This window comes from Synechococcus sp. BO 8801 (assembly GCF_002252675.1).
In the GTDB taxonomy this organism is placed as follows: Bacteria; Cyanobacteriota; Cyanobacteriia; order PCC-6307; family Cyanobiaceae; genus Cyanobium.
Window position 1 is genome coordinate 54,347 of the sequence record NZ_NQKY01000007.1, and the last position, 22,578, is coordinate 76,924.

The 22,578-nt window shown below is 71.7% G+C and carries 19 protein-coding genes; 5 read left to right on the plus strand and 14 right to left on the minus strand.

From position 1 onward, the window contains the following. Positions 1–7 precede the first annotated feature (7 nt). Genes CJZ86_RS07210 through CJZ86_RS17100 form a run of 4 tightly spaced genes read right to left on the minus strand, consistent with a single transcriptional unit; the run spans position 8 to position 3,374 of the window. Positions 8–343 (minus strand): hypothetical protein, encoded by a 336-nt coding sequence (locus tag CJZ86_RS07210; protein ID WP_094585273.1) that lies wholly within the window; start codon positions 341–343, stop codon positions 8–10. A 54-nt stretch (positions 344–397) separates the two neighbouring features. Next, a complete protein-coding gene (locus CJZ86_RS07215; RefSeq protein ID WP_094585274.1) occupies positions 398–1,342 on the minus strand; it encodes a calcium/sodium antiporter in 945 nt (314 codons plus the stop codon). Positions 1,343–1,383: 41 nt separating this feature from the next. Continuing rightward, positions 1,384–2,814, minus strand: coding sequence for a glycoside hydrolase family protein (locus CJZ86_RS07220; RefSeq protein ID WP_094585275.1), 1,431 nt, complete (start codon positions 2,812–2,814; stop codon positions 1,384–1,386). After that, entirely contained in the window at positions 2,814–3,374 is a 561-nt protein-coding gene (locus CJZ86_RS17100; RefSeq protein ID WP_094585276.1) for a hypothetical protein, read from the minus strand. The genes CJZ86_RS07220 and CJZ86_RS17100 overlap by 1 nt, the downstream gene beginning before the upstream one ends. 116 nt (positions 3,375–3,490) lie before the next feature. Here CJZ86_RS17100 and katG point away from each other — a divergent pair, with 116 nt between their 5' ends. Next, a complete protein-coding gene (gene katG / locus CJZ86_RS07230) occupies positions 3,491–5,713 on the plus strand; it encodes a catalase/peroxidase HPI (RefSeq protein ID WP_094585378.1) in 2,223 nt (740 codons plus the stop codon). 5 nt (positions 5,714–5,718) lie between these two features. Beyond that, positions 5,719–6,705, plus strand: coding sequence for a hypothetical protein (locus CJZ86_RS07235; RefSeq protein ID WP_094585277.1), 987 nt, complete (start codon positions 5,719–5,721; stop codon positions 6,703–6,705). Here the strand turns inward: CJZ86_RS07235 and CJZ86_RS07240 are convergent. The 3 genes from CJZ86_RS07240 to CJZ86_RS07250 are packed head-to-tail and all read right to left on the minus strand — an operon-like array spanning position 6,602 to position 9,588. Next, positions 6,602–7,912: an alpha/beta hydrolase family protein gene (locus CJZ86_RS07240; RefSeq protein WP_094585278.1), complete on the minus strand. Its 1,311-nt coding sequence runs from the start codon at positions 7,910–7,912 to the stop codon at positions 6,602–6,604. The two genes, CJZ86_RS07235 and CJZ86_RS07240, sit on opposite strands and share 104 nt — an antisense overlap. A gap of 55 nt (positions 7,913–7,967) precedes the next feature. Next, positions 7,968–9,245, minus strand: a complete 1,278-nt coding sequence (locus CJZ86_RS07245; protein WP_094585279.1) for an RNA polymerase sigma factor — start codon at positions 9,243–9,245, stop codon at positions 7,968–7,970. 1 nt (position 9,246) lies between these two features. After that, positions 9,247–9,588 carry a YciI family protein gene (locus CJZ86_RS07250; protein WP_094585280.1) on the minus strand — a complete coding sequence of 114 codons (342 nt, stop codon included), beginning with the start codon at positions 9,586–9,588 and terminating at the stop codon, positions 9,247–9,249. 122 nt (positions 9,589–9,710) lie between these two features. Between CJZ86_RS07250 and grxC the strand changes: the two genes are divergently transcribed. After that, a complete protein-coding gene (gene grxC / locus CJZ86_RS07255) occupies positions 9,711–9,977 on the plus strand; it encodes a glutaredoxin 3 (RefSeq protein ID WP_094585281.1) in 267 nt (88 codons plus the stop codon). On the opposite strand, the gene CJZ86_RS07260 is transcribed toward grxC, so the two are convergent. Then, entirely contained in the window at positions 9,974–10,423 is a 450-nt protein-coding gene (locus tag CJZ86_RS07260; protein ID WP_094585282.1) for a VOC family protein, read from the minus strand. The genes grxC and CJZ86_RS07260 overlap by 4 nt on opposite strands. Positions 10,424–10,546: 123 nt before the next feature. Here CJZ86_RS07260 and CJZ86_RS07265 point away from each other — a divergent pair, with 123 nt between their 5' ends. Then, positions 10,547–12,829: an FdhF/YdeP family oxidoreductase gene (locus CJZ86_RS07265; RefSeq protein ID WP_094585283.1), complete on the plus strand. Its 2,283-nt coding sequence runs from the start codon at positions 10,547–10,549 to the stop codon at positions 12,827–12,829. Here the strand turns inward: CJZ86_RS07265 and CJZ86_RS07270 are convergent. From CJZ86_RS07270 to CJZ86_RS07280, 3 genes are read right to left on the minus strand one after another with little or no spacing between them, the layout of a single operon-like run. Then, positions 12,814–13,890, minus strand: a complete 1,077-nt coding sequence (locus tag CJZ86_RS07270) for a GTP 3',8-cyclase MoaA (RefSeq protein WP_094585284.1) — start codon at positions 13,888–13,890, stop codon at positions 12,814–12,816. The genes CJZ86_RS07265 and CJZ86_RS07270 overlap by 16 nt on opposite strands. A 10-nt stretch (positions 13,891–13,900) precedes the next feature. Continuing rightward, complete coding sequence (locus tag CJZ86_RS07275) at positions 13,901–14,509, minus strand: molybdenum cofactor guanylyltransferase (protein WP_094585285.1); 609 nt, start codon at positions 14,507–14,509, stop codon at positions 13,901–13,903. Then, a complete protein-coding gene (locus CJZ86_RS07280; RefSeq protein ID WP_094585286.1) occupies positions 14,506–14,967 on the minus strand; it encodes a nitrate reductase associated protein in 462 nt (153 codons plus the stop codon). The genes CJZ86_RS07275 and CJZ86_RS07280 overlap by 4 nt, the downstream gene beginning before the upstream one ends. A 231-nt stretch (positions 14,968–15,198) precedes the next feature. Here CJZ86_RS07280 and CJZ86_RS07285 point away from each other — a divergent pair, with 231 nt between their 5' ends. Further along, positions 15,199–15,675: a redox protein gene (locus CJZ86_RS07285; protein WP_094585287.1), complete on the plus strand. Its 477-nt coding sequence runs from the start codon at positions 15,199–15,201 to the stop codon at positions 15,673–15,675. Between the two features lie 9 nt (positions 15,676–15,684). On the opposite strand, the gene CJZ86_RS07290 is transcribed toward CJZ86_RS07285, so the two are convergent. From CJZ86_RS07290 to CJZ86_RS07300, 3 genes are all read right to left on the minus strand, one after another. After that, complete coding sequence (locus CJZ86_RS07290) at positions 15,685–17,811, minus strand: putative bifunctional diguanylate cyclase/phosphodiesterase (protein WP_158219528.1); 2,127 nt, start codon at positions 17,809–17,811, stop codon at positions 15,685–15,687. A 169-nt stretch (positions 17,812–17,980) separates the two neighbouring features. Next, positions 17,981–20,107, minus strand: coding sequence for a transglutaminase family protein (locus tag CJZ86_RS07295; protein ID WP_094585289.1), 2,127 nt, complete (start codon positions 20,105–20,107; stop codon positions 17,981–17,983). A gap of 30 nt (positions 20,108–20,137) precedes the next feature. Continuing rightward, the gene (locus tag CJZ86_RS07300; protein ID WP_094585290.1) at positions 20,138–22,564 is read right to left on the minus strand and encodes a glycogen/starch/alpha-glucan phosphorylase; all 2,427 of its coding nucleotides are present in this window, start codon (positions 22,562–22,564) and stop codon (positions 20,138–20,140) included. Positions 22,565–22,578: the final 14 nt, after the last annotated feature.

Sequence of the window (22,578 nt, forward strand, 5' to 3'; positions counted from 1 at the left end):
TGGCGGCTCATTTCCGGCGGGGCGGCAGCACCTGGCTGGGGCACAGGGATTTGTCCTCCTCGACGCCCTTCATACCGGCGAGCACCCCCTCCAGATCGTCCTTGGTGGAGGGGTCGCCGCCGATCACGGCGAGCTGCTCGTTGGCCAGCTTGGCGCGGGTGGCGGTCGAGATGAACCCGTCCTTCTCCAGGTTGCAGAGGGCGCTCATGTAGCCGGAGCCCACCCCCACCATCACCATGAACTCCTCCCGCGGGCTGAGCTCCCCACCCTGGGGCTGGGCCTCGGCGAGCCGCGGCGTCGTATCGAGGAGCGCCAGGAGCATCAGGGCGAAAGAGGTGGGCATGCCGGAGCCGTGGCGTTGCCGTCAGGGTAGGGGGGTACCACGGTCCGCAACACCTCAACCGATCAGCCCCCGGCCACGCACGATCGCCAGGACATAAACGCCGTACAAGGTCAGCAGCAGCCAGCCGCGCCAGCGTTGCAGGACGTCAGAGCCTTTGGGGAGGATCAGCAGGAACAGCGCCGCGAGGCCGAAGCCAAGGACCAGCTGCACCTCCTGGAGCGGCACGGCAATCGGGCTGATGGTGGCGGCGACGCCCACCACCCAGAGCCCGTTGAAGATGTTGCTGCCGAGGATCGTGCCCAGGCCGACCTCAGCCTGACCCCGCCGGGTCGCGATCAGCGACGTGGCCAGCTCCGGCATCGAGGTGCCGATCGCCACAAGGGTGGCGCCAACCAGGAAGGCATCGATGCCGAAGGACTGGGCAAGACCCCGGGCCCCCAGCACCACCAGCCTCCCGGCCACCAGCAGAAGCCCCAGGCCGACGCCACAGAACAGGACGGCAGGCCAGCCGCGCCGCTCCCCCCGAAGCACCTCGGCGACGCTGCGTTGCCGACGCACCTCCTGCACCACGCCCGTTATCCAGAGGAGGAAGACAACCAGAAGCAGGACGCCATCCAGCCGCGAGAGGGTGCCGTCGAGAAGCAACAGCCCTGTCAGCAGCGGGCCCGCCAAGGCCACCGGCAGATCGCGACGGGCGCCCTCCGCAGGCATGCGCTGCCCTGAGATCGCCACCGTGAGGCCCAGGATCAGGGCCACATTGACAACGTTGCTTCCGAGGGCATCCCCCAGCGCGATCTGGGGCTTGCCTTCGAGCGCCGCCATGGTCGCCACCGACAATTCCGGGCTGGATGTGGCAAAGGCCGCCACCGTGGCCCCGACGATCCCGGGTGAGAGGCGTGCCCAGTGGGCCAGGCCCACGGCGCCACGCACGAAAAGCTCCCCGCCCACACCGGCAGCCAGGACGCCGGACCCAAGCAACACAAGGTCAGCGGTCGCCATGGGGACTCCGATGGCTGGACAGGGAGCGTATGGTGCCCGGTTCAGGCCTCCTGGTACACCGACACGTAGACGGTTCCCTGCTCCACCAGCGGCAGCAGCTTGTCGCGCAGATCCTCGTTGTGCAGCCGCACGCAGCCCAGGGTGGCGTGGAGGGGCTGGCGCGGCGCCCAGGCCCCGGGCCAGCCGCAGGCGCTGCCGCCGCCGTGCACCATGATCCCGGCCCGGCCGAAACGCCGCTCCTGCATCTCCAGATCCTCCAGATCGAAGCTGTACCAGCCATAGCTGCGGCGATCATCCGAGTAGGTGGGGCTGGGATCCTGCTCGTAGTCCCGGTAGACCTTCTTGGCGATGCGGTAGATCCCCGGCGGGGTGTCGGTGGAGGTGTCCCGGTACTGGTCCTCCCGGCCCTGGCCGCGCGCCAGCGCCGGGATCTCCCAGAGCAGCCGGCCCTCCACGTCGTAGGCCCGGGCCGTCTCGCTGGCGTCGTTGACCACCACGTGGCTGTCGGATCCGCTGAAGCCGAAGTCCCGGGGGGTCTTCTTCGGACCCACCAGCCCGGGGAGGTCGGCGGGACGATCAGGAGCGGGCGCGGGCGCGGCGGAGGCGGCGGGCGGGGCCGCGAGGGACTTGGCCGCCGATGCCGGGCCGGCAGCCTCCTGCTTCAGCCGCTGCTCCCAGGCTTCGCAGTCGGCCGGGGTGCGGATCTCCCGCTCCGCCTGGGCGCAGGCCACCGCGGGCTCCATGCCGCCCCACACCAGCCCCTCGGCCCGGCGGCGACGACCCAGCCCCACCTCCACCGTCTCGCCGGGATTGCGGTAGAGCATCAGGGCCGAGGGAACGGCCGACCAGCGGCGTTCCCGCAGGTGGCGATCCAGGGTGTCGTGGTACCCATCCCCGTGGAAATGGGCGCCGTTGTTGTAGGCGAAGCTGCAGAGGGCGGCCCGCTGGCGATCCCCCATCTCCGCCCAGAAGGGGATCGTGGCCGCGAGCACCTGCCAGAAGCGCTCGCGGCAGTTGTGCTCGTAGAGCGCGTCGGCCTGCTCCTGGGTGATCACATCCCCCAGCCGGATCGGGGAGCCGTCCTGGTAGAAGGTGCTGCCCCAGCCGATCGTGATCGGGGCGCCGCCGGTGCGGGGATCGGGGTAGGCCTGGAGCCGGCAGCCCTCGTAGTGGTGGTTGAGCTGGGCCACCTCCGGGGGCAGCGCCCCGCCACCGGACGCCGGCAGCCAGGCCTCATCGGGAATGATGAAACGGGCGGGATTGAGGTAGCGCTGCTCGCCGTCCGGCAGCGGCACGGCGCCGCCGGGGCAGGTGTAGGGCCCCGCCAGCCGCGCGATCGCCAGGTCCGTGCCGGGGGCGGGACGCACCCAGGCCACGGCGATGCGGGAGCCGGACGCCACGTAGGAGTCGGCATCGGCGGCGGCGGGGCTGGGGCTGAGCCCCGCATCCTGGCGGGCGGTGATGTAGGGCATCAGAGGCTTCCCCCCAGGCGGATCCGCTCGAGGGGCGTCAGGGCCGGCGCCGGCGGGGCGACGGGCGTGGCAGGGCTCACCTGGATGGGGGTGCGGCTGCGCTCGAGCTCGGCGCGCAGGCGGCCCAGCTCCTCCCGCAGCTGGCCCAGGCGCGGATCCTCCGCGGCAGCGGCAGAAGGGGTGCCCGCGGCGGCCGAGTCAGTGGCGGTGGCCGGGTCGGGCCGGACGACGCCGAGCACCAGCTCCCGCAGGCCGGTGGACCCCAGGGCCCCGAGACGCTGCTCGGCAAACTTCTGCACCACCTTGGGGGCGAAGGCGGCGAGCAGGAAGGCGAAGGTGACGATCATCCCGGTGTCGTCCCGGGGTGGATAGGTGAGGCTGTCCTGCCCGGCCGCGTCCCGGCTGACCATCGGGGCGCTGCGCAGCATCGTGATCGACCCGAAGGCGATCGACGCCAGCAGGGCCAGCAGACACATCAGCCGCATGGAGGATCGGTTGCCGGGGGATTCCTCCAGAAACCCGGTCGTCGGTCCGGCGGCGGCACGGGCGGGGGTCGTCATGGGGGCACCGGGGGACACGGGCTGATCTCATTGTGGCCCGATCTTCCGGGAGCCCCCGCCGCTGCGGACCCCACGGAATTCCATGCCTACATTCGGCACAAATGCTGCCGCCGCCGATGGACGGACTGTCCCCGCCGACCGGTGCCGACACCGGCGGGAAATGCCCCTTCCTGCACGGCACGCTCCGGGGGAGCACGGCCGGGGCCCGCTCCAACCGGGACTGGTGGCCGCGGCAGCTGAACCTGGCGGTGCTGCATCAGCACGCGCCCCAGGCCGATCCGATGGGCGGCGGCTTCGACTACGCCGCGGCGTTCCGCACCATCGACCTGGAGGCCCTGCGCCAGGACCTGGTCGCCCTGATGACCACCTCCCAGGACTGGTGGCCGGCCGACTACGGGCACTACGGGCCGTTCTTCGTGCGCATGGCCTGGCACAGCGCCGGCACCTACCGCATCCACGACGGCCGCGGCGGCGCCGGAGCCGGCACCCAGCGCTTCGCGCCCCTCAACAGCTGGCCCGACAACGGCAACCTGGACAAAGCCCGGCGGCTGCTGTGGCCCATCAAGCAGAAATACGGCAGCGCCCTCTCCTGGGCCGACCTGATCATCCTCGCGGGCAACTGCGCCATCGAATCGATGGGCCTGCCCACCCTGGGCTTCGCCGGGGGCCGCGAAGACGTCTGGGAGCCGGAGATCGACATCGACTGGGGCCCGGAGACCGAATGGCTGGGGGACAAGCGCTACAGCGGTGACCGCGAGCTGGAGGATCCGCTCGGTGCCGTGCAGATGGGGCTGATCTACGTGAACCCCGAGGGGCCCAACGGCGAACCCGATCCCCTAGCCGCCGCCCGGGACATCCGTGAGACCTTCGCCCGCATGGCGATGGACGACGAGGAGACCGTGGCCCTGATCGCCGGGGGCCACACCTTCGGCAAGTGCCACGGCGCCGGCGATCCGGACCTGGTGGGGCCGGAACCCGAGGCGGCCAGCCTGGAGGAGCAGGGGCTGGGCTGGCGCAACCGCTTCGGCAGCGGCAAGGGGGACGACACGATCACCAGCGGTCTGGAGGGCGCCTGGACCGCCAACCCCGTGCAGTGGGACGGCGGCTACTTCGACAACCTGTTCGGCTACGAGTGGGAACTTGAGAAGAGTCCGGCCGGGGCCTGGCAGTGGCGGCCCACCGATCCGGCGGCTGCCGGCACCGTGCCCGATGCCCACGACCCGTCGAAGCGCCACGCACCGATGATGGCCACCACCGACCTGTCCCTGCGGGTCGATCCGGCCTACCTGGAGATCTCCCGGCGGTTCCATGCCAACCCCGACCAGCTGGGGGAGGCCTTCCGCCGCGCCTGGTTCAAGCTCGTGCACCGGGACATGGGGCCCCGCTCCCGCTACCTGGGCAGCCTGGTGCCGGACGAGGTGATGCTCTGGCAGGACCCGATCCCCCCCGTCGACCATCCCCTGGTGGACGCTGACGACATCGCCGCCCTCAAGGGGCGGATCCTGGAGGCAGGCCTGCCCGTCTCCCAGCTGGTGGCCACCGCCTGGGCCGCGGCCGCCAGCTTCCGTGGCTCCGACAAGCGCGGCGGCGCCAACGGCGGCCGGCTGGCGCTGGCCCCCCAGAAGGACTGGGAGGTGAACCAGCCCGCCAAGCTGGCCCGGGCCCTGGAGGCCTTCGAGGCGATCCGCCAGGAGTTCAACGACTCCCGCCACGACGGCAAGCGGATCTCCCTGGCCGACCTGATCGTGCTGGGCGGCTGCGCCGCGGTGGAGGAGGCGGCCCGCCGGGGCGGCCACGCGGTGACGGTGCCCTTCACCCCCGGGCGCATGGATGCCTCCCAGGAGCAGACGGACGTGGCCTCCTTCGCCGTGCTCGAACCGAAGGCCGACGGCTTCCGCAACTACCTGCGGCCGGGCCTGCCGGCCTCCGCCGAGGAGCTGCTCATCGACAAGGCCCAGCTGCTCACCCTCACCGCCCCGGAGATGACGGCGCTGGTGGGCGGTCTGCGGGTGCTGGATGCCAACCACGGCAAGTCACGTCACGGGGTCTTCACCCATCGCCCCGAGACCCTCAGCAACGACTTCTTCGTGAACCTGCTCGACATGGGCACCACCTGGACGGCGACCACCGAGGCGGAGGACAGCTTCGAGGGCCGCGACCGCCACACCGGTGATCTGAAGTGGACCGCCACCCGCGTCGACCTGATCTTCGGCTCCAACGCCCAGCTGCGGGCGATCGCCGAGGTGTACGCCTCCGCCGACGCCGCTGAGCGCTTCGTGGCCGCTTTCGTGGCGGCCTGGGGCAAGGTCATGGACCTCGACCGCTTCGAGCTCGCCTGAACGCCATGAACCCCCTGCTCTCTGCGCAACCGCCCCCGGAACGCCGCGAGGCCATCGGCCGGGCCGGCCTGGGCAGCCTGCTGGCGATCGCTGCCGAGGGCGGGCCGCCCAGCCCCATGGCCCTGCGCACGATCACCGCCATCCGGGACCACCTGATCCACCTGCCCATTCCGCTCGAGGAGCTGGAGCCCCTGACGCCGGAGCAGCTGGCGGCGGCGGTGCCGGAGCCCGAGTGGCGCCAGCGGATCCTGCGCGGCATGACCGTGCTGGCCCTGCTCGAGGACTCCCCTGGCGAGGCCCGCCTGGCCCGGCTCGAGGCCACGGCCCGGGCACTGGCCATCGACGATGCCCCGGTGCAGGCCTTCCGCCACGTGCTCGAGCACCAGTTCAACCTGGTGCGCCTCGACATCCTGCGGCGAGGGTTCCAGCGGGGGGCCGCCTCGGCCTACGTGCGCGATGAGGGCCCCGCCGGAGCCCTGCAGATCGCCCGCTCGCTGCTGAAGCAGGAGGATCCCGCCCTCGCCCGCCGCTACCGGGCCCTGGCGGAACTGCCCCGCGGCAGCCTCGGCCGGGCCTACCTGGCCTTCATTGAGGCCAACGGCTTCAGCGTTCCCGGCGAGCTGGGCGGGCCGCCGCCGCCGGTGGTGCGCCACGACTGCTGCCACGTGCTCGGCGGCTACGGCACCAGCCCCAGCGAGGAATGCGGCGTGCTCGGCTTCCAGGCCGGCTTCGGCCGCAACGACCCCTTCTTCACGATCCTGTTCGGCCTGGCCCAGTTCCAGCTGGGCATCGGCTCCACTCCCGTCACGGCGGCCGAGACCGGCCAGGCCGATCCGGAGGTGATCTTCCGCGGCCTGGAGCACGGCCTCGGCGTCACCCGGGACCTGATCAGCGACTGGGATCCCTGGGACGACTTCCCCCGGCCCCTGGAGGAGGTGCGCCGTCAGTACGGCATCCGGCCGCGTCAGGCGGTGGGGGCTCCCCCGTCGTGATGGCGAAGGGCCGCTCCGGCAGGGCCCCCAGCAGGTCCTGCGGCTGCACCTGCTCGCCGAACAGGGCCAGGGCCCCGGGCCAGATGTAGGCGGTGTTGTAGGCGTTGGCCCCGTGCTTCACCCCGCCGAAGAACTCGAACAGGGCGTCGTCGTAGAAGCGGGTGCAGGTGACGGCCTGGTTGTGGAAGGCGCACAGCGGCGGGCTGGCGTGCGGATCGGAGCAGGAGAAGTAGATCGCCTTGGTCTGGCTGGCGATGGCGGAGAAGTTGGTGCCGCCGCCATCGATCGGGCCCACCCACTGGGCCGGCGGCACCAGGTCGTCGTCCGCGCCGTGCAGGATCGCCATCGGCTGGCAGAGCTGGGGGCCGGTCTGGCGGATCCGCAGGGGATCGGCGGTGAAGGGGGCCCCGAACAGCCTCAGCAGCGCGATGGCGAAGCGGGGAATGCCCATCTCCGACGCGGCGGCCGGATCGGCCACCACGATCACCCGCGGCCGGAAGCGGGCGGACGGATCGTGGCGCAGGGCCCAGGGCAGGCTCAGGCTCAGCAGCCCGCCCAGGGAGTGGCCGAAGCCGTAGACCATGGGTTGGGCCTGCCGCCAGTGGGCGTAGGCCGGCTGCCTGGCCAGATCGTCCCAGCCCGCCTCCACCAGGGCCAGGGCCTGGGCCAGCCAGTCCTTTGGCGACGAAGTCAGGCTCCTGGCCACGGTCCAGAGCAGGTGGCTCAGGTTCCTGGCGTAGGTGCGCCGGAACCAGCCGATCACCACCAGGATCAGCTCGATCAGGAGCAGCGACAGCACCACCCGGCGCAGGTCCCCCAGCGCCTCCGGACCGGCCGCGCCCTGGGGCCGGACGGCGACGCGCAAGGCCTTGCTCGTCCAGGGGCCCGCCTTGGGCACCTCCTGCCAGGTCGGCACGGGGTCCCCGGGGGCCGGGGAGGGGTAATCGCTGCACTGGAAATCCGGGAAGAACACGATGTATCCCTCAGCCGCCAGGGCCAGCAGGTGGCTCTCGTAGAACGAGGGCATGCACAGGGCGAAGCCGTGCAGGTAGAGCACCGCCCGCAGGGGCTGCTCCGCTCTTGCGGCGGCATCCGGCACATACACCCGCAGGTAGTTGCCCTGCTCGTGGCAGCCCCGTTGCCAGATGGTGCAGGCGTGCCCTTCCACGTGGACGCAGCGCCAGTCGGTCGTGGTGGGCTCGCTCATCGGATCAGGCGCAGCGGCGACGCACTGGCCGCGATCGGCCCGGGGGACCGGCGCGTCAGGGACGCCCAGCATGACGACCCTGGCCGGGATCGTCAGGGAACGGCGCCGGGAAGCCCGCCCTGGCCCGCTGGCCCAGGAACGCCCGCACCGCCGGATCGTCCGCCAGGGCGATGGCGCGCCGGTAGGCCAGCTGGGCCTGGCTGGCCTGGCCGGTGCACTGCAGCAGGTGGGCCCGCAGCGCCCACCAGGGCTGGTGCTCCTTCAGGGCCGGCTCGGCGGCCGCCAGAGCCTCCAGTTCGGCCAGGGCCATGGTGGGGCCCGCCAGCTCCGCCAGCACGGCGATCCGGCTCACCCGGGCCCCCGCACTCGGGGCCAGGGCCAGCAGGGCGTCGTAGAGCCCCAGCAGGGCCGGCCAGTCGACCCTGCCGCTGACGGCGCGGTGGGCATGGAGCGACTGGATCGCCGCCTCCAGCTGGAAGCGCCCGGGCCGGCCCGCCCGGGAGGCCTGGGTCAGGACCGCCTCGGCTTCGGCGATCAGGCCGGCGTCCCACAGGGCAGGCTCCTGCTCCAGCAGCGGCACGTAGCTGCCGTCGGCGGCCCGGCGGGCCCCGTGGCGCGCCTCGCCGTGCAGCAGCAGGGCCAGCAGGCCGCGGGCCTCCGGCTCCTCGGGCAGCAGGGCGGCGCACAGCCGCGCCAGCAGCAGCGCCTCCTGGGTCAGCCCCCGGTCGCGGCCGTCGTCGCCCTGACCATCCCAGCCGGTGGTGTAGGCCGCGTAGATCGCCTGCAGCACCGCCGCCGAGCGGACGGGCAGGGCCTCGGCACCCGGCAGCACGAACGGAATGCGGGCCTCACGGATCTTGGCCTTGGCCCGCACCAGCCGCTGGCCCATGGTGGCCGGCGCCACCAGGAAGGCTGCGGCGATCCGGGAGGCGTTGAGCCCCAGGACGGTCTGGAGCATCAGCGGCGCCTGGATCCCCGGATCGATCGCCGGGTGGGCGCAGAGGAACAGCAGCCGCAGCCGCTCGTCGGGGAACTCCATGGGCGGTTCAGGGGTGTCGGGATCCGTGGCGACGGCGTCCAGCTCCGGCAGCAGCATCTCCAGGGTCCGGTCGCGGCGGGCCCGGTCGATCAGACGCCGGCGGGCCACCACCAGCAGCCAGGCTTCGGGGGCCCGGGGCACACCCTCGACGGGCCAGCGCCGCAGGGCGGCGAGGAAGGCATCGCCGAGGGCATCCTCCGCCGCCGCCACATCGCCGCAGCGGGCGGTGAGCCAGGCCACCAGCTTGCCGAAGGACTGCCGTGCCGCCAGCTCCGCCGCCCGCCGCCCCTCCATCTCAGGAGGCGGCCATGGCGAGCACCGGCCGCACCTCCACGGCGCAGCGCTCCGCCGCCGGGCAGCGGGCGGCCCAGATGAGGGCGGCGTCGAGGTCGGGCACGTCGATCAGGAAGAAGCCGCCCAGCTGCTCCTTGCTGTCGGGGAAGGGCCCGTCCTGCACCTGCCGCTCGCCGTGGCGCAGGCGCACGGTGGTGGCGGTGTGGGGAGACTGCAGGGCCTCGCCGCCGGCCATGTGGCCGGCCTCGGCCAGGGCCTGGGAGTAGGCGGCGTAGGCCGGCATCAGGCCAGGACGGTCAGCGAAGTCCTGCTCGCTTTCGAAGATCAGAACGGCGTACTGCATGGGGGGCACTCGAAAGGTTGGTGGGGGACACACTCCCGAAGGGCGTGCGTCATCTCCATGACGGACGGCAGGCCGCCATTTCGACAGAATCAACCCGTTCCGCCCAACCCCGTGTGCCCTCCATGCCCAAGGTCGAGATCTACACCTGGCGCTTCTGCCCCTTCTGCATCCGGGCCAAGCAGCTGCTGGACCGCAAGGGTGTGGCCTACGAGGAATACGTGATCGACGGCGACGAGGACGCCCGCGACGCGATGGTGGCCCGGGGCAGCGACGGCCGGCGCTCGGTGCCCCAGGTCTTCATTGATGGGGCCCATGTGGGCGGCTGCGACGACCTCTACGCCCTCGAGCGCCAGGGCCGCCTGGATGCCCTGCTGGCCGTCGCCAGCTAGGGGGCGGCGCCGCCCTTCCATTCCGCCAGCTCCACGGTGATGCCCTCCGGCCCCCGGAGGAACACCAGCTTGCGGTGGTGGAACTCCATCACCGCGTTGCGGAGCTCCACACCCCCGGCCTGCAGCCGGGCCACGGTGGCCTCCAGGTCGTCGACGGCAAAGCAGATGTGGTTGAACCCCACCCGGGCCAGGTTGTCCATGGCCGGCTCGAGGAGGGGCTCCGGGTGGCGGTAGTGCAGCAACTGCACCTCCAGCCGCGGCGTGGCGCCGGCCAGCACGAGCGTCACGTGGTCGGCCTCGATGCCCTCCACCCCCATGTAGTCGGAAAACTGGGGCCCGCTGATCAGCACGGCCTTGTCCTCGACGAAGCCCAGCAGGCCGAAGAAGTGCCGGGCCGCCGCCAGGTCCCGAACGACGACGGTGACGTGGTCGAAATGCCGGATCATGGGCGCCGCCTCGCTCCAACCCTGGCCCGATTCTCGCCGGGCCCGGCGCCATCCGGAGGTAGCCCCAGGCCCCCCACCCGGGGCTCCCAGCGGCCAGAGTGAGGGGCAACTCCGGCCGGCCCGATGAGCGACAACGCCAGCCCCGCCGATGCCGCCACGCCCGGCCAGGGCGGCGGCTGGCCCCTGATCGACGGCTGGGCCAAGGCCACCCTCTCGCCGCGGGGGCCGAAGCTCTGGCAGACCCTCAACCACAAGAGCGCCTGCCTCTCCTGCGCCTGGGGCACCGGCGGCCAGCACGGCGGCTTCGTCGACGAGCTGGGGGAGCCGCTGCAGCGCTGCCTCAAGAGCGTCGAGGCGATCATGGCCGAGCTGCAGCCGGCGGTGAGCGAGGGGGTGTTCGGCACCCGCAGCCTGGCGGACCTCCAGCGGCTCTCCTCGATGGAGGCCGACCGCCTCGGCCGCCTCAGCCACCCCCTGCTGCTGCGCGAGGGCGGCAGCCACTACGAGCGCATCGGCTGGGACGACGTGTTCGCCATCGCCGAGGCCGCCTTCCGGCGCCCGCCGGAGCGGGTGGCCTCCTACAGCTCGGGGCGCTCCTCCAACGAGGCCGCCTACCTGCTGCAGCTGCTGCTGCGGGCCATGGGCTCCAACAACCTGGCCGACTGCTCCGACCTCTGCCACGCCCCCTCCACCGTGGGGCTCAATGCCGTCTTCGGCTCGGGCACCTCGATGGTGAGCCTGGAGAGCCTGCAGCAGGCGGATTGTGTGGTGCTGGTGGGCTCCAACGCCCCGGCCAACCACCCGCGGCTGATGAATGAGCTGATCAAGCTGCGCCAGCGGGGCGGCACGGTGATCGTCATCAACCCGGTGATCGAGGTGGGGCTGCTGAAGTTCGGCTCCCCCGCCTTCCCGATCCGCTCGATGCTGGCGGGCTCGGAGATCGCCTCCCTGTTCCTCCAGCCCGTGCCGGGCAGCGACACGGCCGTGTTCCTGGGGCTGCAGAAGGCCTTGCTGGAGGCCGGCGCCGTGAAGCGCGATTTCCTGGCCGCCCATGCCGAGGGCTGGGAGGCGCTGCTGGCGCAGCTGGAGAGCACCTCCTGGGAAGCGATCACCGCCAGCTGCGGTCTGAGCCGCCAGGAGCTGGAGCACGCCGCCGCCGTGATCGCCGCAGCCCGGGGCGTGGTGTTCGCCTGGGCGATGGGGATCACCCACCACGCCAACGGCATCGACAACGTGCAGGCGATCGCCAACACCGCCCTGCTCAGCGGCAACGTGGGCCGGCCCGGCGCCGGCACCATGCCGATCCGGGGCCACTCCAACGTGCAGGGCTTCGGCTCGATGGGGGTCACCGTCAAGCTGCGGGCGGAGATGCAGCAGGCCCTCGAGCAGCTGCTGGGCCGGCCCCTGAGCCGGGTGCCCGGCTACGACACCCGCGCCCTGATCGAGGCCGCCGATGCCGGCCGGGTCGACAGCCTGCTGTGCCTGGGGGGCAACCTCTGGGGCGCCAACCCCGACAGCGGCGAGGCGAAGCGGGCCCTGGGCCGCATCGACACGATCCTGTATCTGGCCACCAAGCCCAACCAGGGCCATTTCCACGGCCTGGCCGCCCGCCAGACCCTGGTGCTGCCGGTGTTCAACCGCTTCGAGACGCCGCACCGCACCACCACCGAATCGGGCAACAACTACGTGCGCCTCAACGAGCCGGGCACCACCCACCTGCGCGGCGCCGACCTGATCAGCGAGGTGGCGTTCCTGGCCGAACTGGCCCGGCGCCGCATGGGCAGCGATCCGATCGACTGGGGGCGGCTGCAGGATCCGTCCTACGTGCGGGAACTGATCGGCCGCACCGTGCCCGGCTACGGCCCGATCGCCCGCATCGATGCCACCCGGCAGGAGTTCAGCGTCGAGGGGCGCCTGTTCGACTCCCCCCACTTCCCCACCCCCAGCGGCCGGGCCCGGGTGGCGCCCACCCCCCTGCCCGAACTCACGCTGCCTGGGGCGGAGCACTTCGGCGGCCTCGGGCCCGGGGAAACCGGCCTGGTGCTGGCCCTGATCACGGCCCGCAGCTACGGCCAGCACAACACCGTCGTCTACAAGGCCGGCGACAGCTACCGGGGCATGCCCCATCGCCACACGATCCTGATGAACCGGGCCGACCTGCACCGCTGCGGCCTGGCGGCCCACCAGCGGGTAACGGTGCAGGGCGAGGCGGGCGCCCTGGAGGGGGTGGAGATCATCCCCGGCGAGATCCGGGAGGGCGCCGCGCTGATGTTCTATCCAGAAGTGAACGTGATCATGAAGGCCGTCATCGACCCCCGCTGCGGCACCCCGGCCTTCAAGCGGGTGCCGGTGCTGGTGCGGGGGGCGGTGGCTGCAGCGTCCGGAGCCGCTCAGCCCCCCAGGTAGGCCATCTCCGCCGGCGCCGGCCGTCGATCGGCCGCCTCCTGCCGCTCCTCGCTCCAACGATCGCGGCGGGCGCGCCAAAGCCCCTCCAGCGCCTGCCGCAGCCGGCCCGGCTCTGGCTGGGGCCGCAGCCAGGGCTTGAGGTCGGTGCCGTCGGCGGCGAACAGGCAGCTGTAGGCCACCCCGTCGGCGGTGATCCGCAGCCGGTTGCAGTCGCCGCAGAAGGGCGCCGTGATCGAGGCCACCACCGCCAGGTGGGCGCCGCCATCGGCTCCGGCAGCGTCAGCGGCGCGGTCGCGGTAGCGCCAGCGGCCTGCTGTGCCGTGGGGCGCCCGACCCACCGGCTCCAGCGGCCAGGCCGCCCCGATGCGGGCCACCATCTCGGCCGCCGGCAGCACCTGCTCCGGCTCCCAGCCGTTGCGGTTGCCCACATCCATGAACTCGATCAGGCGCAGCTCCAGCCCCTGCTCCCGGGCCAGGGCCGCCAGGGGCAGCAGCTGGTCGGCGTTGCCGGAGCGGGTGATCACCGCATTCAGCTTCAAGGCGCCGCGGGCCGGATCGAAGCCGGCCTCCCGCGCGTGCCGGATCGCCGCGAGCACCCTCTGGAGCACGGCGTCGCCGGCGGCCGGGCTCCCCAGGCCGGCCATGCGCGCCACGCTGGCCCCGTCGGTGCCATCGAGGCTGAGGGTGATCCGGTCGAGCCCCGCCGCCTTCAGCTGCCGGGCCCGCTCGGCGCCCAGCAGCACCCCGTTGCTGGTGAGGGCGATCTCCCGCAGGGCGCCGCGGGGATCGCCGGGGTCCCGCCGCCGCAGCGGCTGCAGGGCGGCGATCAGCTCCTCCAGGCGCCGGTGCAGCAGGGGCTCGCCGCCGGTGAGGCGCAGGGTGTGCACCCCCAGGCCCACGGTCGCCTCCACCAGGGCCACCCGTTCCGCCAGGGTCAGCAGGTCGGGCGGATCCTCGAGATCCGGGCAGCAGTAGGGACAGGCCAGGTTGCAGCGGGCCGTCAGCGACAGCCGCAGCACCCCCAGGGGCCGGCCATGCAGATCCAGGGGACGCTCCGCCATGGCAGGAAAGCTAGGGCCACAGGCCGGTGGCGTCGTCGGGGGTGTTGGCATTGCGCAGGCCCGCGGCCGGCAGGGCCACCGGCACCACCACCTCCCCCGCCAGCCAGTCCTGCAGCCGCCGGCCCCCCGCCGCCGTGAAGGCACCCAGCCGCTCCCGCCGCCCGGGATGGGCCGGATAGACCCCCAGCAGCGGCTGCAGCCGCCGGCCGTCGTGGGCCAGGTGGATGGCGGCGGCACCGGGGGCGGCCTGGACGGCGGCGGCCGCCAGCAGGGCCTCGAGGGTGGCGGCCTCCAGCCAAGGCATGTCCACCGGGCAGAGCAGCAGGCCCTGGCCGGGGTGGCGCGCCATCAGCCGCTCCAGGGCCAGCAGCGGCCCCTCCCGGGGTGGCGGCTCCTCCAGGACCGTGATCGGCTGGCCTTGCCCGTCCCGCAGGGGCAGCGCCAGATCATGGTGGGCCCGGTGGTGGCTGAGCAGGGTGATCGGCAGCGGCAGCGCCGCCAGCCGAGCCAGGCTGAACTCCAGCCAGGTGCCCCCGGCGGGGTGGGGCAGCAGGGCCTTGTCCGTGCCCATGCGGCGGCTGGCGCCGCCGCTGAGCAGGCAGGCCCGCAGGCCGCTCATGCCAGCAGGGCGAATTCCGCCAGGGCCAGCGGCAGGTTGCGGTGCTCATGGCCCGGATGGCTGAGCTTCACCAGGGCGAAGCGCTGCAGCTCATCGAGCTGCCCCCAGGCGTGGGGGGGCAGGGTCAGGCCCAGCTGGCGACAGGAGGCAAGCAACACCTCCGGGGGCTCGTCGCCCTGCTGCCACGGGGCGCCGCAAGCAGGCTCCAGCCGCCCGGCGGCGCCGGCGGCCATGGTGGCCGTGCGCTGGACGAGCCAGAGATCCAGCGCCGCCAAGGCCTCGGGATCGTCGGGCCAGTCCAGCAGCCGCTGCCGTTCCCCCTCGTCGAGGTCACTCCAGTGCACCAGCTTCAACTTGACGCCCACCAGGTCGAGCTTGCGCCGCACCGCCATGGGGATGCAGCGCAGGTCGTCGACGAAGTCGGCCTCGAAGCCGAAACAGTGGTCGTGGCGGCCCATGGGTCCGGGGCGCAGGAGGCCCACCCTAGGCAGCACCACCACCGGAACTGGCCCAGGCCCCACGGCCTTTCGTAGCCGATCTCACCGTGGGACCCCACCAGGATTAGGTTCACTGAAGAGACCGCAGAGGCTTCTCACGGAGTCGCTCCCATGACCGCCACCGTCCCGTCGAGAGACGAGCTGCAGGATCACCGACCCTCCGGGGCCAGCCAGGGTCCCCGGCCCGCTCCGATGTTCGAGCTGATCCCCTACGAGAAGTTCCGCGACACGCCGTCGGTGCGGTTCTTCGACATCACCGTGCCCACCTCGAACAAGCGGGATCTGGTGGTCCATTCGGGTCCGGCGGTGAGCCCGCCCGACTGCCCGGAGACCGGCAGCTGGCAGTTCTATCTGCACCCCCACCAGGAGGACAACCTGCTCGCCATGCATGGCGGCCGCACCTTCTTCCTGGTCAATCTCGGCTGGAACTACCCGTATCACATCGTTCGCCTCGACTGCGGCGGCGACATCCTGCGCATTCCCCCCGGCACGTTCCACCGCTCCGTCTCCGATCCCGATGGCTCCCTGGTGCTCAACCAGGCCGTGCGCGAGGAGGGCGCCAGCGTGGTGCGCGAGTTCCGGGTGTACAACAGCCACCGCATCCCCCGGTTGTTCGCCGTGACCTCCAAGACCGCCCCCCTGCCCAAGCTGCACGGGGTGAGCTGGTAGGCCGGGTCCTCAGGCCACCGCCGCCGCGCCGGCCAGCAGGCTTTCAAAGGCCTCGGCGGGCATCGGCCTTCCCAGCAGGAACCCCTGAAACTGATCGCAGCCGAGGTTCTGCAGCATCCGCAGCTGTTCGGCGGTTTCCACCCCTTCGGCCAGGGTCATCAGCCCCAGTTCCTTGGCCATCACGATCGTGGCCTTGACGATGGCCAGGTCGGCATCGTCGTTGCCGAGCCGTTCCACGAAGAACCGGTCGATCTTGAGTTTGTCGAGGGGCAGGGAGTGGAGCATGGCCAACGAGGAGTAGCCCGTGCCGAAGTCGTCGATGGCCAGGCTGAAGCCGCTCTCGGCGAGCTGCCGCAGCTGCTCGCCGGCCCGGTCGGGATCGTTCAGCAGGGCTGTTTCCGTGATCTCCAGCTCGAGGTTCTCCGGCACCAGGTCGTAGGTGTTCAGCGCCCCGGCCAGCAGCTCGGAGAGGGAGGGATGGTCGGCCCCCAGCTGCAGGGCCGAGATGTTGATCGCCAGCTTTCCCGGCCGCAGCCCCTGGCGATGCCAGGCGTGCAGCTGCCGGCAGGCCTCCTCGATCACCCAGAGGCCGATGGTGTGGATCTGGCCGGTCTTTTCCGCCAGCGGGATGAAGACGTTGGGGGACACCATCCGACCGTTCTGATCACGCCAGCGCAGCAGGGCCTCGGCCCCGGCGATCCGGCTGCCACCCCGATCGATCTGGGGCTGGTAGAAGAGGCGCAGCTGTTCCCGATCGATCGCCCGGCCCAGGCTCAGCTCCAGCTCGAGGCGCTCCCGCAGCTGCAGGCTGATCTCCGGGGTGTAGAAGCGCAGCTGGTTCTTGCCGTGCTGCTTGGCCTCCATCAGGGCCGTGTTGGCGCAGCGCAGCAGGGTGTCCGGGTCGGTGCCGTGGTCGGGGGCCAGGGCCACCCCGAGGGAGGCGCTGGGCTGGACCGCCAGACCGGTGCCCATCCCGGGGGTGTTGCCGAGGCTGCGGCGGATCTCCTCCGCCCACTGCAGGGCCTCAAGCCGGTCGGCCATGGCCACGGGCCGCAGCAGGATGAACTCGTCACTGCCCACCCGGGCCAGCCAGTCGTCGGGGCGCATCAGGTGCCGCAGGCAGCTGCCGCTGGCCTGGAGCACCTGGTTGCCGATCTCATGGCCGAGGCTGTTGTTGATCGACTGGAAGTTGTCGAGGTCGAGGTTGATCAGGACGATGCCGTGCTCCCTGCCGGCCGTGCGCAGCAGGCGGGCCAGCTGCCGGACGGTGGCGGCCTTGTTGGGAAGCCGGGTGAGGGGATCGACGAAGGCGATGCGCTCCAGCCGCTGCTGGATCTCGTGCTGTTCGCTGATGTCCTGGACCGTGCCCAGCGTGGTGAGCGGCGCACCGTCGTCGCCGAGGACGGTGCGCCCCCGCTCCAGCACCACCTTGAGGCGGCCATCGTCGAGCAGCAGCCGGTACTCGATCCTGTAGGGCCGGCCGGAGCGGGTCGCGTCCTGGAAGGTGGCATCCACCAGGGCGCGATCGTCCGGATGCACCTTGCCGAGAAACAGCGCATAGGTCAGGGCCCCCACGTCCGGGGGGATGCCCAGGATGCTGTAGGTCTCCCTCGACAGGAGCAGCTCGCCCGTGAGGTGGTTCAGCTCCCAGCTGCCCACATGGGTGAGCCGTTCGGCCTCCTGCAGCAGCGAGCCCAGCCGGGTGCTTTCCCGCAGGGCCGTGTCCAGTTCGGTGCGGTCACGGTGGCTCACCAGGGCCACGAGCCGGCCGCAGAGATTGAGCACCTGGTAGCTCACGGACACATCCCGGCAGGCGCCGGAGCGGGCCCGGTGGCGCGTGGCGAAGCTGCCCCTGGGCTGCTGTCGCATCGCCCGCAGCTGGTCGCGCATCAGGTCGTCGGCCAGCTCCCCATCCGCCTGAATCGCCGCCGGATTCAGGGTGAGGAAGTGCTCGCGGGCGTAGCCGAGCCGCTCATGGGCGGAACGGTTGCAGTCGATGAAATGACCACTGGCCAGATCAAGCACGACAAGATCATCACTGCCCAGGTCGGCAGCAAAACGCAGTGCATCGCCGACGCTGTCGACGCAAGGAATCAGCCCCTGTTCCGCCGGGGTGCTGAACCAGAAGGATTGCACTGACGGTTCCATTCACGGCAGATCTTAGGCAGCGTTTTCATTGCTGACCAGACTGGGGAAGAAAAGCCCCTGCCAGGCTGAAGGACGGCGGGATGACGGCCTTGCTCCTGAAGATTTCACTGGAGGCCTGGGAAGCCCAGGGCCTCAAAAGTGAGGAAAAGAGAAGAATTCAACGCCCCTGATCGCCCGTCCGCACTTGGTTTTCGTCAATCCGCAGATCGATGGTGAGATCCGTCGGGCGCTGGCGTCCCTGCCAGGGGGGAGCCTCGGGCACCGGCTCGGCCACAGGTGACGGAGCGGCATCAAAGCGGTGGCCGTCCGGGTGCAGCTGGAAGGCCCGATCGCCGCCGGGGGTGCGCACGATCAGCTCCAGGGGCATGTGGGGCTCGATCGCCGGATGCAGGCACGGGTAGAGACGCTGGAAGCGGAAGCGGACCGCCAAGGGCCGGTCGGCTCCGTCGGCCGCGGGCTCCAGCGGCAGGGACCGGCCGTTGATGAACAGCCCGCAGTCGCGGCGGAACGCCCCATTGGCCACCACCTCGAAGCGGCGCAGGGAGCCGTCGATGAACCGGCTGGTGAACCCACCCTGCACCGGGGTGTCGCAGATCAGGGGCCAGGGCTCGGGGGCCGGCCGCAGCTCCAGGGCGGGTGCCGCGCCGGTGGCGCCGGCCTCCCCCTGCCAGCGCAGCAGGGGCGGGAAGCGCCACTCCCAGATGGCCCGGAACGGCGCCGGATCGAGGGCCAGGCCGTCGGCCGCCAGGTCGGCCAGGATGGCCTCCAGATCGGCCCACAGCTGGCTGGGCAGCAGCTGGCGGTCGTGGAGGGCCGATCCCCAGTCGTACAGCCGGTCGGGCCGGTGGCCGGGCTCAAGCAGGTGAGCCGCCAGGGCGCTCCACAGCAGGGCGATGGTGCTGCTCCACTCCATGCGGGGCAGGCTCTCCAGGGCCCGGAACTCCACCAGGCCCAGGCAGCCGGCCGGGGCTCCGGGGTTCCAGAACTTGTCGAAGCTGATCTCGCTGCGGTGGTTGTTGCCGCTGCGGTCGGCGTGGAGGTGGCGCAGCGTCTCGCCGATCAGACCCCGGACATCGCCGAAGGGTTCGTCCGATGGCTGGCCCTCCGACTGCTCGATGGCCCGGTAGGCCAGCTCCAGGTCGAAGCATTCGCCGATCGCCTCGTCCGGCCTGGGCGACTGGGAGGCCGGCCCCACCCCCGGACCGCAGAACAGATACGCCAAAGACGGATGCCGTTGCCAGTAGCGCAGGATCCCCGTCAGCCAGGCCGGCCGGGAGAAGAAGGGATGGTGGGCCAGGTCGGGGCCGCCCCAGAGCAGGTGGTTGCCGCCGCCGGTGCCCTCCTGGCGGCCATCGCCCAGGTCCTTCCAGCTGCGCAGTCCGACGCGCGCGCCGACCTCCTCCAGCCGCTGCAGCCACTGGTGGTACTCCAGCCAGCTGTGGCAGACGGGCAGGTTGATCTCCAGCACGCCGGGGTCGGCCGTCAGGCCCAGCACCTGCCAGCGCTCGCCGGCATCGAGGGGCAGTACCCCGCTCAGCCGGGGCGCCGCCAGCGGGCCGAGGCTGTCGGCCACCGCCTGCAGAAGCAGGCGCAGGGGTTCCCGCTCCAGGGGGGGAAGGAACAGCTCCCAGCCCTCGGGGTCCACCTCCAGGGTGAGCACCTGGCGGGGCACGTCCTCGGGCAGATGCTCCAGGGGCAGGCGCAGGCCGGCGGGACCGGGGGCACCGGTGAGTTCCCGCAGGGCCTCCTCCAGCGGCCAGGGCGCCACCGCCCAGGCCACCGCCGCCGCCGGGTCGTCCGCCTCGGGCGGCGCCACGCTCAGGGGGGCGGCCCAGGCCCGGCGCTCGGGATCGAAGGGGTCCCGCAGCAGCACGGGCTGCAGGCGGATGCCCAGCCGGGCGCCCAGCTGCTCCAGCCAGGCCGGGCCGGCCTCGGCCGTCAGCGGTGCCCCCTCCAGGCCGGGCTGGCAGAGGCCGGGCCAGCGCACCGGCGCCGTGCCGTCGTCCCCCAGGAACAGCCGCAGGGCCCAGCGGGGATTGACTTCGCCGTCGTAACGCTTGCCGGGGCAGTACAGGAGGGTGCTGCCGGGCCAGACCTGCTGCTGCAGATCCCGTGCCATGGCCCGGGCGATCGGGAGCTTGGTGGGTCCATCGGCGGTGACGCTCCACTCCGGCCCCTCCGGCTCGAGGGGCACCAGGGTGGGCTCACCGCCGAGGGTGAGCTGGATGCCGGCGGCCCTCAGGCGGGACTCGGCCGCCTCGGCCACCCTCTCCATCCAGCTCATGCGGGCCAGCTCATGCGGGTTGCGGGAGGCTCATGGGGACGGGCTTGGAATCACGCTGCAGGAATTGACAGGAACCGGAGCCACCTTCCAGATGCGCTCGGCGTACTCCTGGATGGACCGGTCGCTGCTGAAGAAGCCACAGCGGGCCGTGTTGAGCACGGACATCATGCTCCACCGTCCGGCATCGCACCAGGCGCTGTCGACCTCGTTCTGGGCGCGGCGGTAGTCGCCCAGGTCGGCCATCACCCGGAAGGGGTCGCTGCTGCAGAGATTGGCCAGCAGCGGATGGAACAGGTCGCGGTCGCCCTCGCTGAAGTGGCCCGAACCGATCAGGTCGATGGCCTCCTTGGCCAGGGCGTCGTTCTCCAGCCAGGGCATCGGGTGGTAGCCGTTGCGGTTGATGGCGGCCAGCTGCTCGGCGGTGTGGCCGAACAGGAAGAAGTTGTCGTCACCGACCCGCTCCCGGATCTCGATGTTGGCCCCATCGAGGGTGCCGATGGTGAGGGCGCCGTTCAGCGACATCTTCATGTTGCCCGTGCCGGAGGCCTCCATGCCGGCGGTGGAGATCTGTTCGGACAGGTCGACGGCCGGGTAGATCTTCTGGCCCAGCTTGACGCTGAAGTTGGGCAGGAAGATCACCCGCAGGCGGCCGTCCATCGCCGGGTCGATGTTGATGATCTCCGCCATGCCCACGATCAGGCGGATGATCAGCTTGGCCATGGCGTAGCCGGGGGCCGCCTTGCCGCCGAAGATCACCGTGCGCGGCGGCAGGTCCTCCCCTGCCCGCAGGCGCAGGTAGCGCTCCACCACCTGCAGGGCGGCCATGTGCTGGCGCTTGTACTCGTGGATCCGCTTCACCTGCACGTCGAACAGGGAGGAGGGGTCCACCAGCACGCCGGTGTCCTGGCGGATCGTCGCCGCCAGGCGCTCCTTGGCCTGCTCCCGCACCCCCTGCCAGCGCTCCAGGAAGGCCGCATCGGTGGCCAGGGGTTCGAGCTGACGGAGCTGGTCGAGGTGCCGGCACCAGTCGGTGCCGATGGCGTCGTTGAGCAGGGCGGCCAGGGGCGGGTTGGCGACCGCCAGCCAGCGCCGCGGCGTGACGCCGTTGGTGATGTTGGTGAAGCGATCCGGCCAGACCCGGGCGAAATCGGCGAACAGGTTCTCCTTCAGCAGGCGGCTGTGCAGTTCCGCCACGCCGTTGACCGTGTGGCTGCCCACCACCGCCAGGTGGGCCATGCGCACCTTGCGGTGGGGGCCCTCCTCGATCAGTGACAGCCGCTCCAGCAGCTCCGGCTGGCCGGGGAAGCGGATGCGCAGGGTGCGCAGGAAGCGGGCATTGATCTCGTAGATGATCTGCAGCTGGCGCGGCAGCAGCTGCTGGAACAGCTCCAGCCCCCAGGCCTCCAGGGCCTCGGGCAGCAGGGTGTGGTTCGTGTAGCTGATCGTGGCGGTGGTGATGCTCCAGGCGGTGTCCCAGTCGACGCCGTGGACGTCGATCAGCAGCCGCATCAGCTCCGCCACGGCGATCGCCGGGTGGGTGTCGTTGAGCTGCACCGCGAACTTGCGGTGGAACTCGGTGACCGGGATCCCCTGGCTGCCGAGGATGCGGAACATGTCCTGCAGGGAGCAGGAGACGAAGAAGATCTGCTGGCTGAGTCGCAGGCGCTTGCCCTGCTCCAGCTCGTCATTCGGGTAGAGCACCTTGGAGAGGGTCTCCGACTGCACCTTGTGCAGCACGGCCCGGGTGTAGTCGCCGGCATTGAAGGAGGCGAAATCGAAGGCGTCGGGCGCCTGGGCCGACCACAGCCGCAGGGTGTTGGCGGTGTGGACGCCATAGCCCAGGATCGGGGTGTCGTAGGCCACGCCGATCACCGTCTGGCCGCCGATCAGCACCGGGTAGCTCCATTCCGGGCGGATCACCTCCCAGGGGTTGCCGCGGGCCAGCCAGGGATCGGTGCTCTCCATCTGGCCGTTGGGGCCGATCTGCTGGCGGAAGATGCCGAACTCGTAGCGGATGCCGTAGCCGATGGCCGGCAGCTCGAGGGTGGCCATCGACTCCTGGAAACAGGCCGCCAGCCGGCCCAGGCCGCCATTGCCCAGGCCCGGTTCCGGCTCCTCCGCCAGCATCTCGTCAAGGGTGAGGCCGAGGGCCTCGCAGGCGGCCGCGGCCTCCTCCCGCAGCCCGAGGCTGACCAGGTTGTTCTCCAGGTGGGGCCCCAGCAGGAATTCCGCCGACATGTAGGTGGCGGTGCGGACGTGCTGGCTGGTGTAGGTGTCGGCGGTGTCGACCCAGCTGGTCAGCAGGATGTCCCGGACCGCCAGCGACAGGCAGACGTAGTGGTCGTGGGTGGTGGCGAGGGAGGCGGACTTGGCCTGGCTGGAGAACAGATGGCGCCGCATCGCCTCCAGGAGGGCCTGGCCCTTGGGCGGGCACGCGGCGGGTGTGGGGCTGGCCATGGGGATGGGCGGCG

Excerpts from the sequence above, each read along its gene's own strand:
- CJZ86_RS07235 (WP_094585277.1), top strand. The coding sequence starts at position 5,719 with ATGAACCCCCTGCTCTCTGCGCAACCGCCCCCGGAACGCCGCGAGGCC.
- CJZ86_RS07275 (WP_094585285.1), bottom strand. The coding sequence starts at position 14,509 with ATGAGCGGCCTGCGGGCCTGCCTGCTCAGCGGCGGCGCCAGCCGCCGC.
- grxC (WP_094585281.1), top strand. The coding sequence starts at position 9,711 with ATGCCCAAGGTCGAGATCTACACCTGGCGCTTCTGCCCCTTCTGCATC.
- CJZ86_RS07240 (WP_094585278.1), bottom strand. The coding sequence starts at position 7,912 with ATGAGCGAGCCCACCACGACCGACTGGCGCTGCGTCCACGTGGAAGGG.
- CJZ86_RS07245 (WP_094585279.1), bottom strand. The coding sequence starts at position 9,245 with ATGGAGGGGCGGCGGGCGGCGGAGCTGGCGGCACGGCAGTCCTTCGGC.
- CJZ86_RS07250 (WP_094585280.1), bottom strand. The coding sequence starts at position 9,588 with ATGCAGTACGCCGTTCTGATCTTCGAAAGCGAGCAGGACTTCGCTGAC.
- CJZ86_RS07270 (WP_094585284.1), bottom strand. The coding sequence starts at position 13,890 with ATGGCGGAGCGTCCCCTGGATCTGCATGGCCGGCCCCTGGGGGTGCTG.
- CJZ86_RS07280 (WP_094585286.1), bottom strand. The coding sequence starts at position 14,967 with ATGGGCCGCCACGACCACTGTTTCGGCTTCGAGGCCGACTTCGTCGAC.
- CJZ86_RS07210 (WP_094585273.1), bottom strand. The coding sequence starts at position 343 with ATGCCCACCTCTTTCGCCCTGATGCTCCTGGCGCTCCTCGATACGACG.
- CJZ86_RS07295 (WP_094585289.1), bottom strand. The coding sequence starts at position 20,107 with ATGAGCTGGATGGAGAGGGTGGCCGAGGCGGCCGAGTCCCGCCTGAGG.
- CJZ86_RS07265 (WP_094585283.1), top strand. The coding sequence starts at position 10,547 with ATGAGCGACAACGCCAGCCCCGCCGATGCCGCCACGCCCGGCCAGGGC.
- CJZ86_RS17100 (WP_094585276.1), bottom strand. The coding sequence starts at position 3,374 with ATGACGACCCCCGCCCGTGCCGCCGCCGGACCGACGACCGGGTTTCTG.
- katG (WP_094585378.1), top strand. The coding sequence starts at position 3,491 with ATGGACGGACTGTCCCCGCCGACCGGTGCCGACACCGGCGGGAAATGC.
- CJZ86_RS07220 (WP_094585275.1), bottom strand. The coding sequence starts at position 2,814 with ATGCCCTACATCACCGCCCGCCAGGATGCGGGGCTCAGCCCCAGCCCC.
- CJZ86_RS07285 (WP_094585287.1), top strand. The coding sequence starts at position 15,199 with ATGTTCGAGCTGATCCCCTACGAGAAGTTCCGCGACACGCCGTCGGTG.
- CJZ86_RS07300 (WP_094585290.1), bottom strand. The coding sequence starts at position 22,564 with ATGGCCAGCCCCACACCCGCCGCGTGCCCGCCCAAGGGCCAGGCCCTC.
- CJZ86_RS07260 (WP_094585282.1), bottom strand. The coding sequence starts at position 10,423 with ATGATCCGGCATTTCGACCACGTCACCGTCGTCGTTCGGGACCTGGCG.
- CJZ86_RS07215 (WP_094585274.1), bottom strand. The coding sequence starts at position 1,342 with ATGGCGACCGCTGACCTTGTGTTGCTTGGGTCCGGCGTCCTGGCTGCC.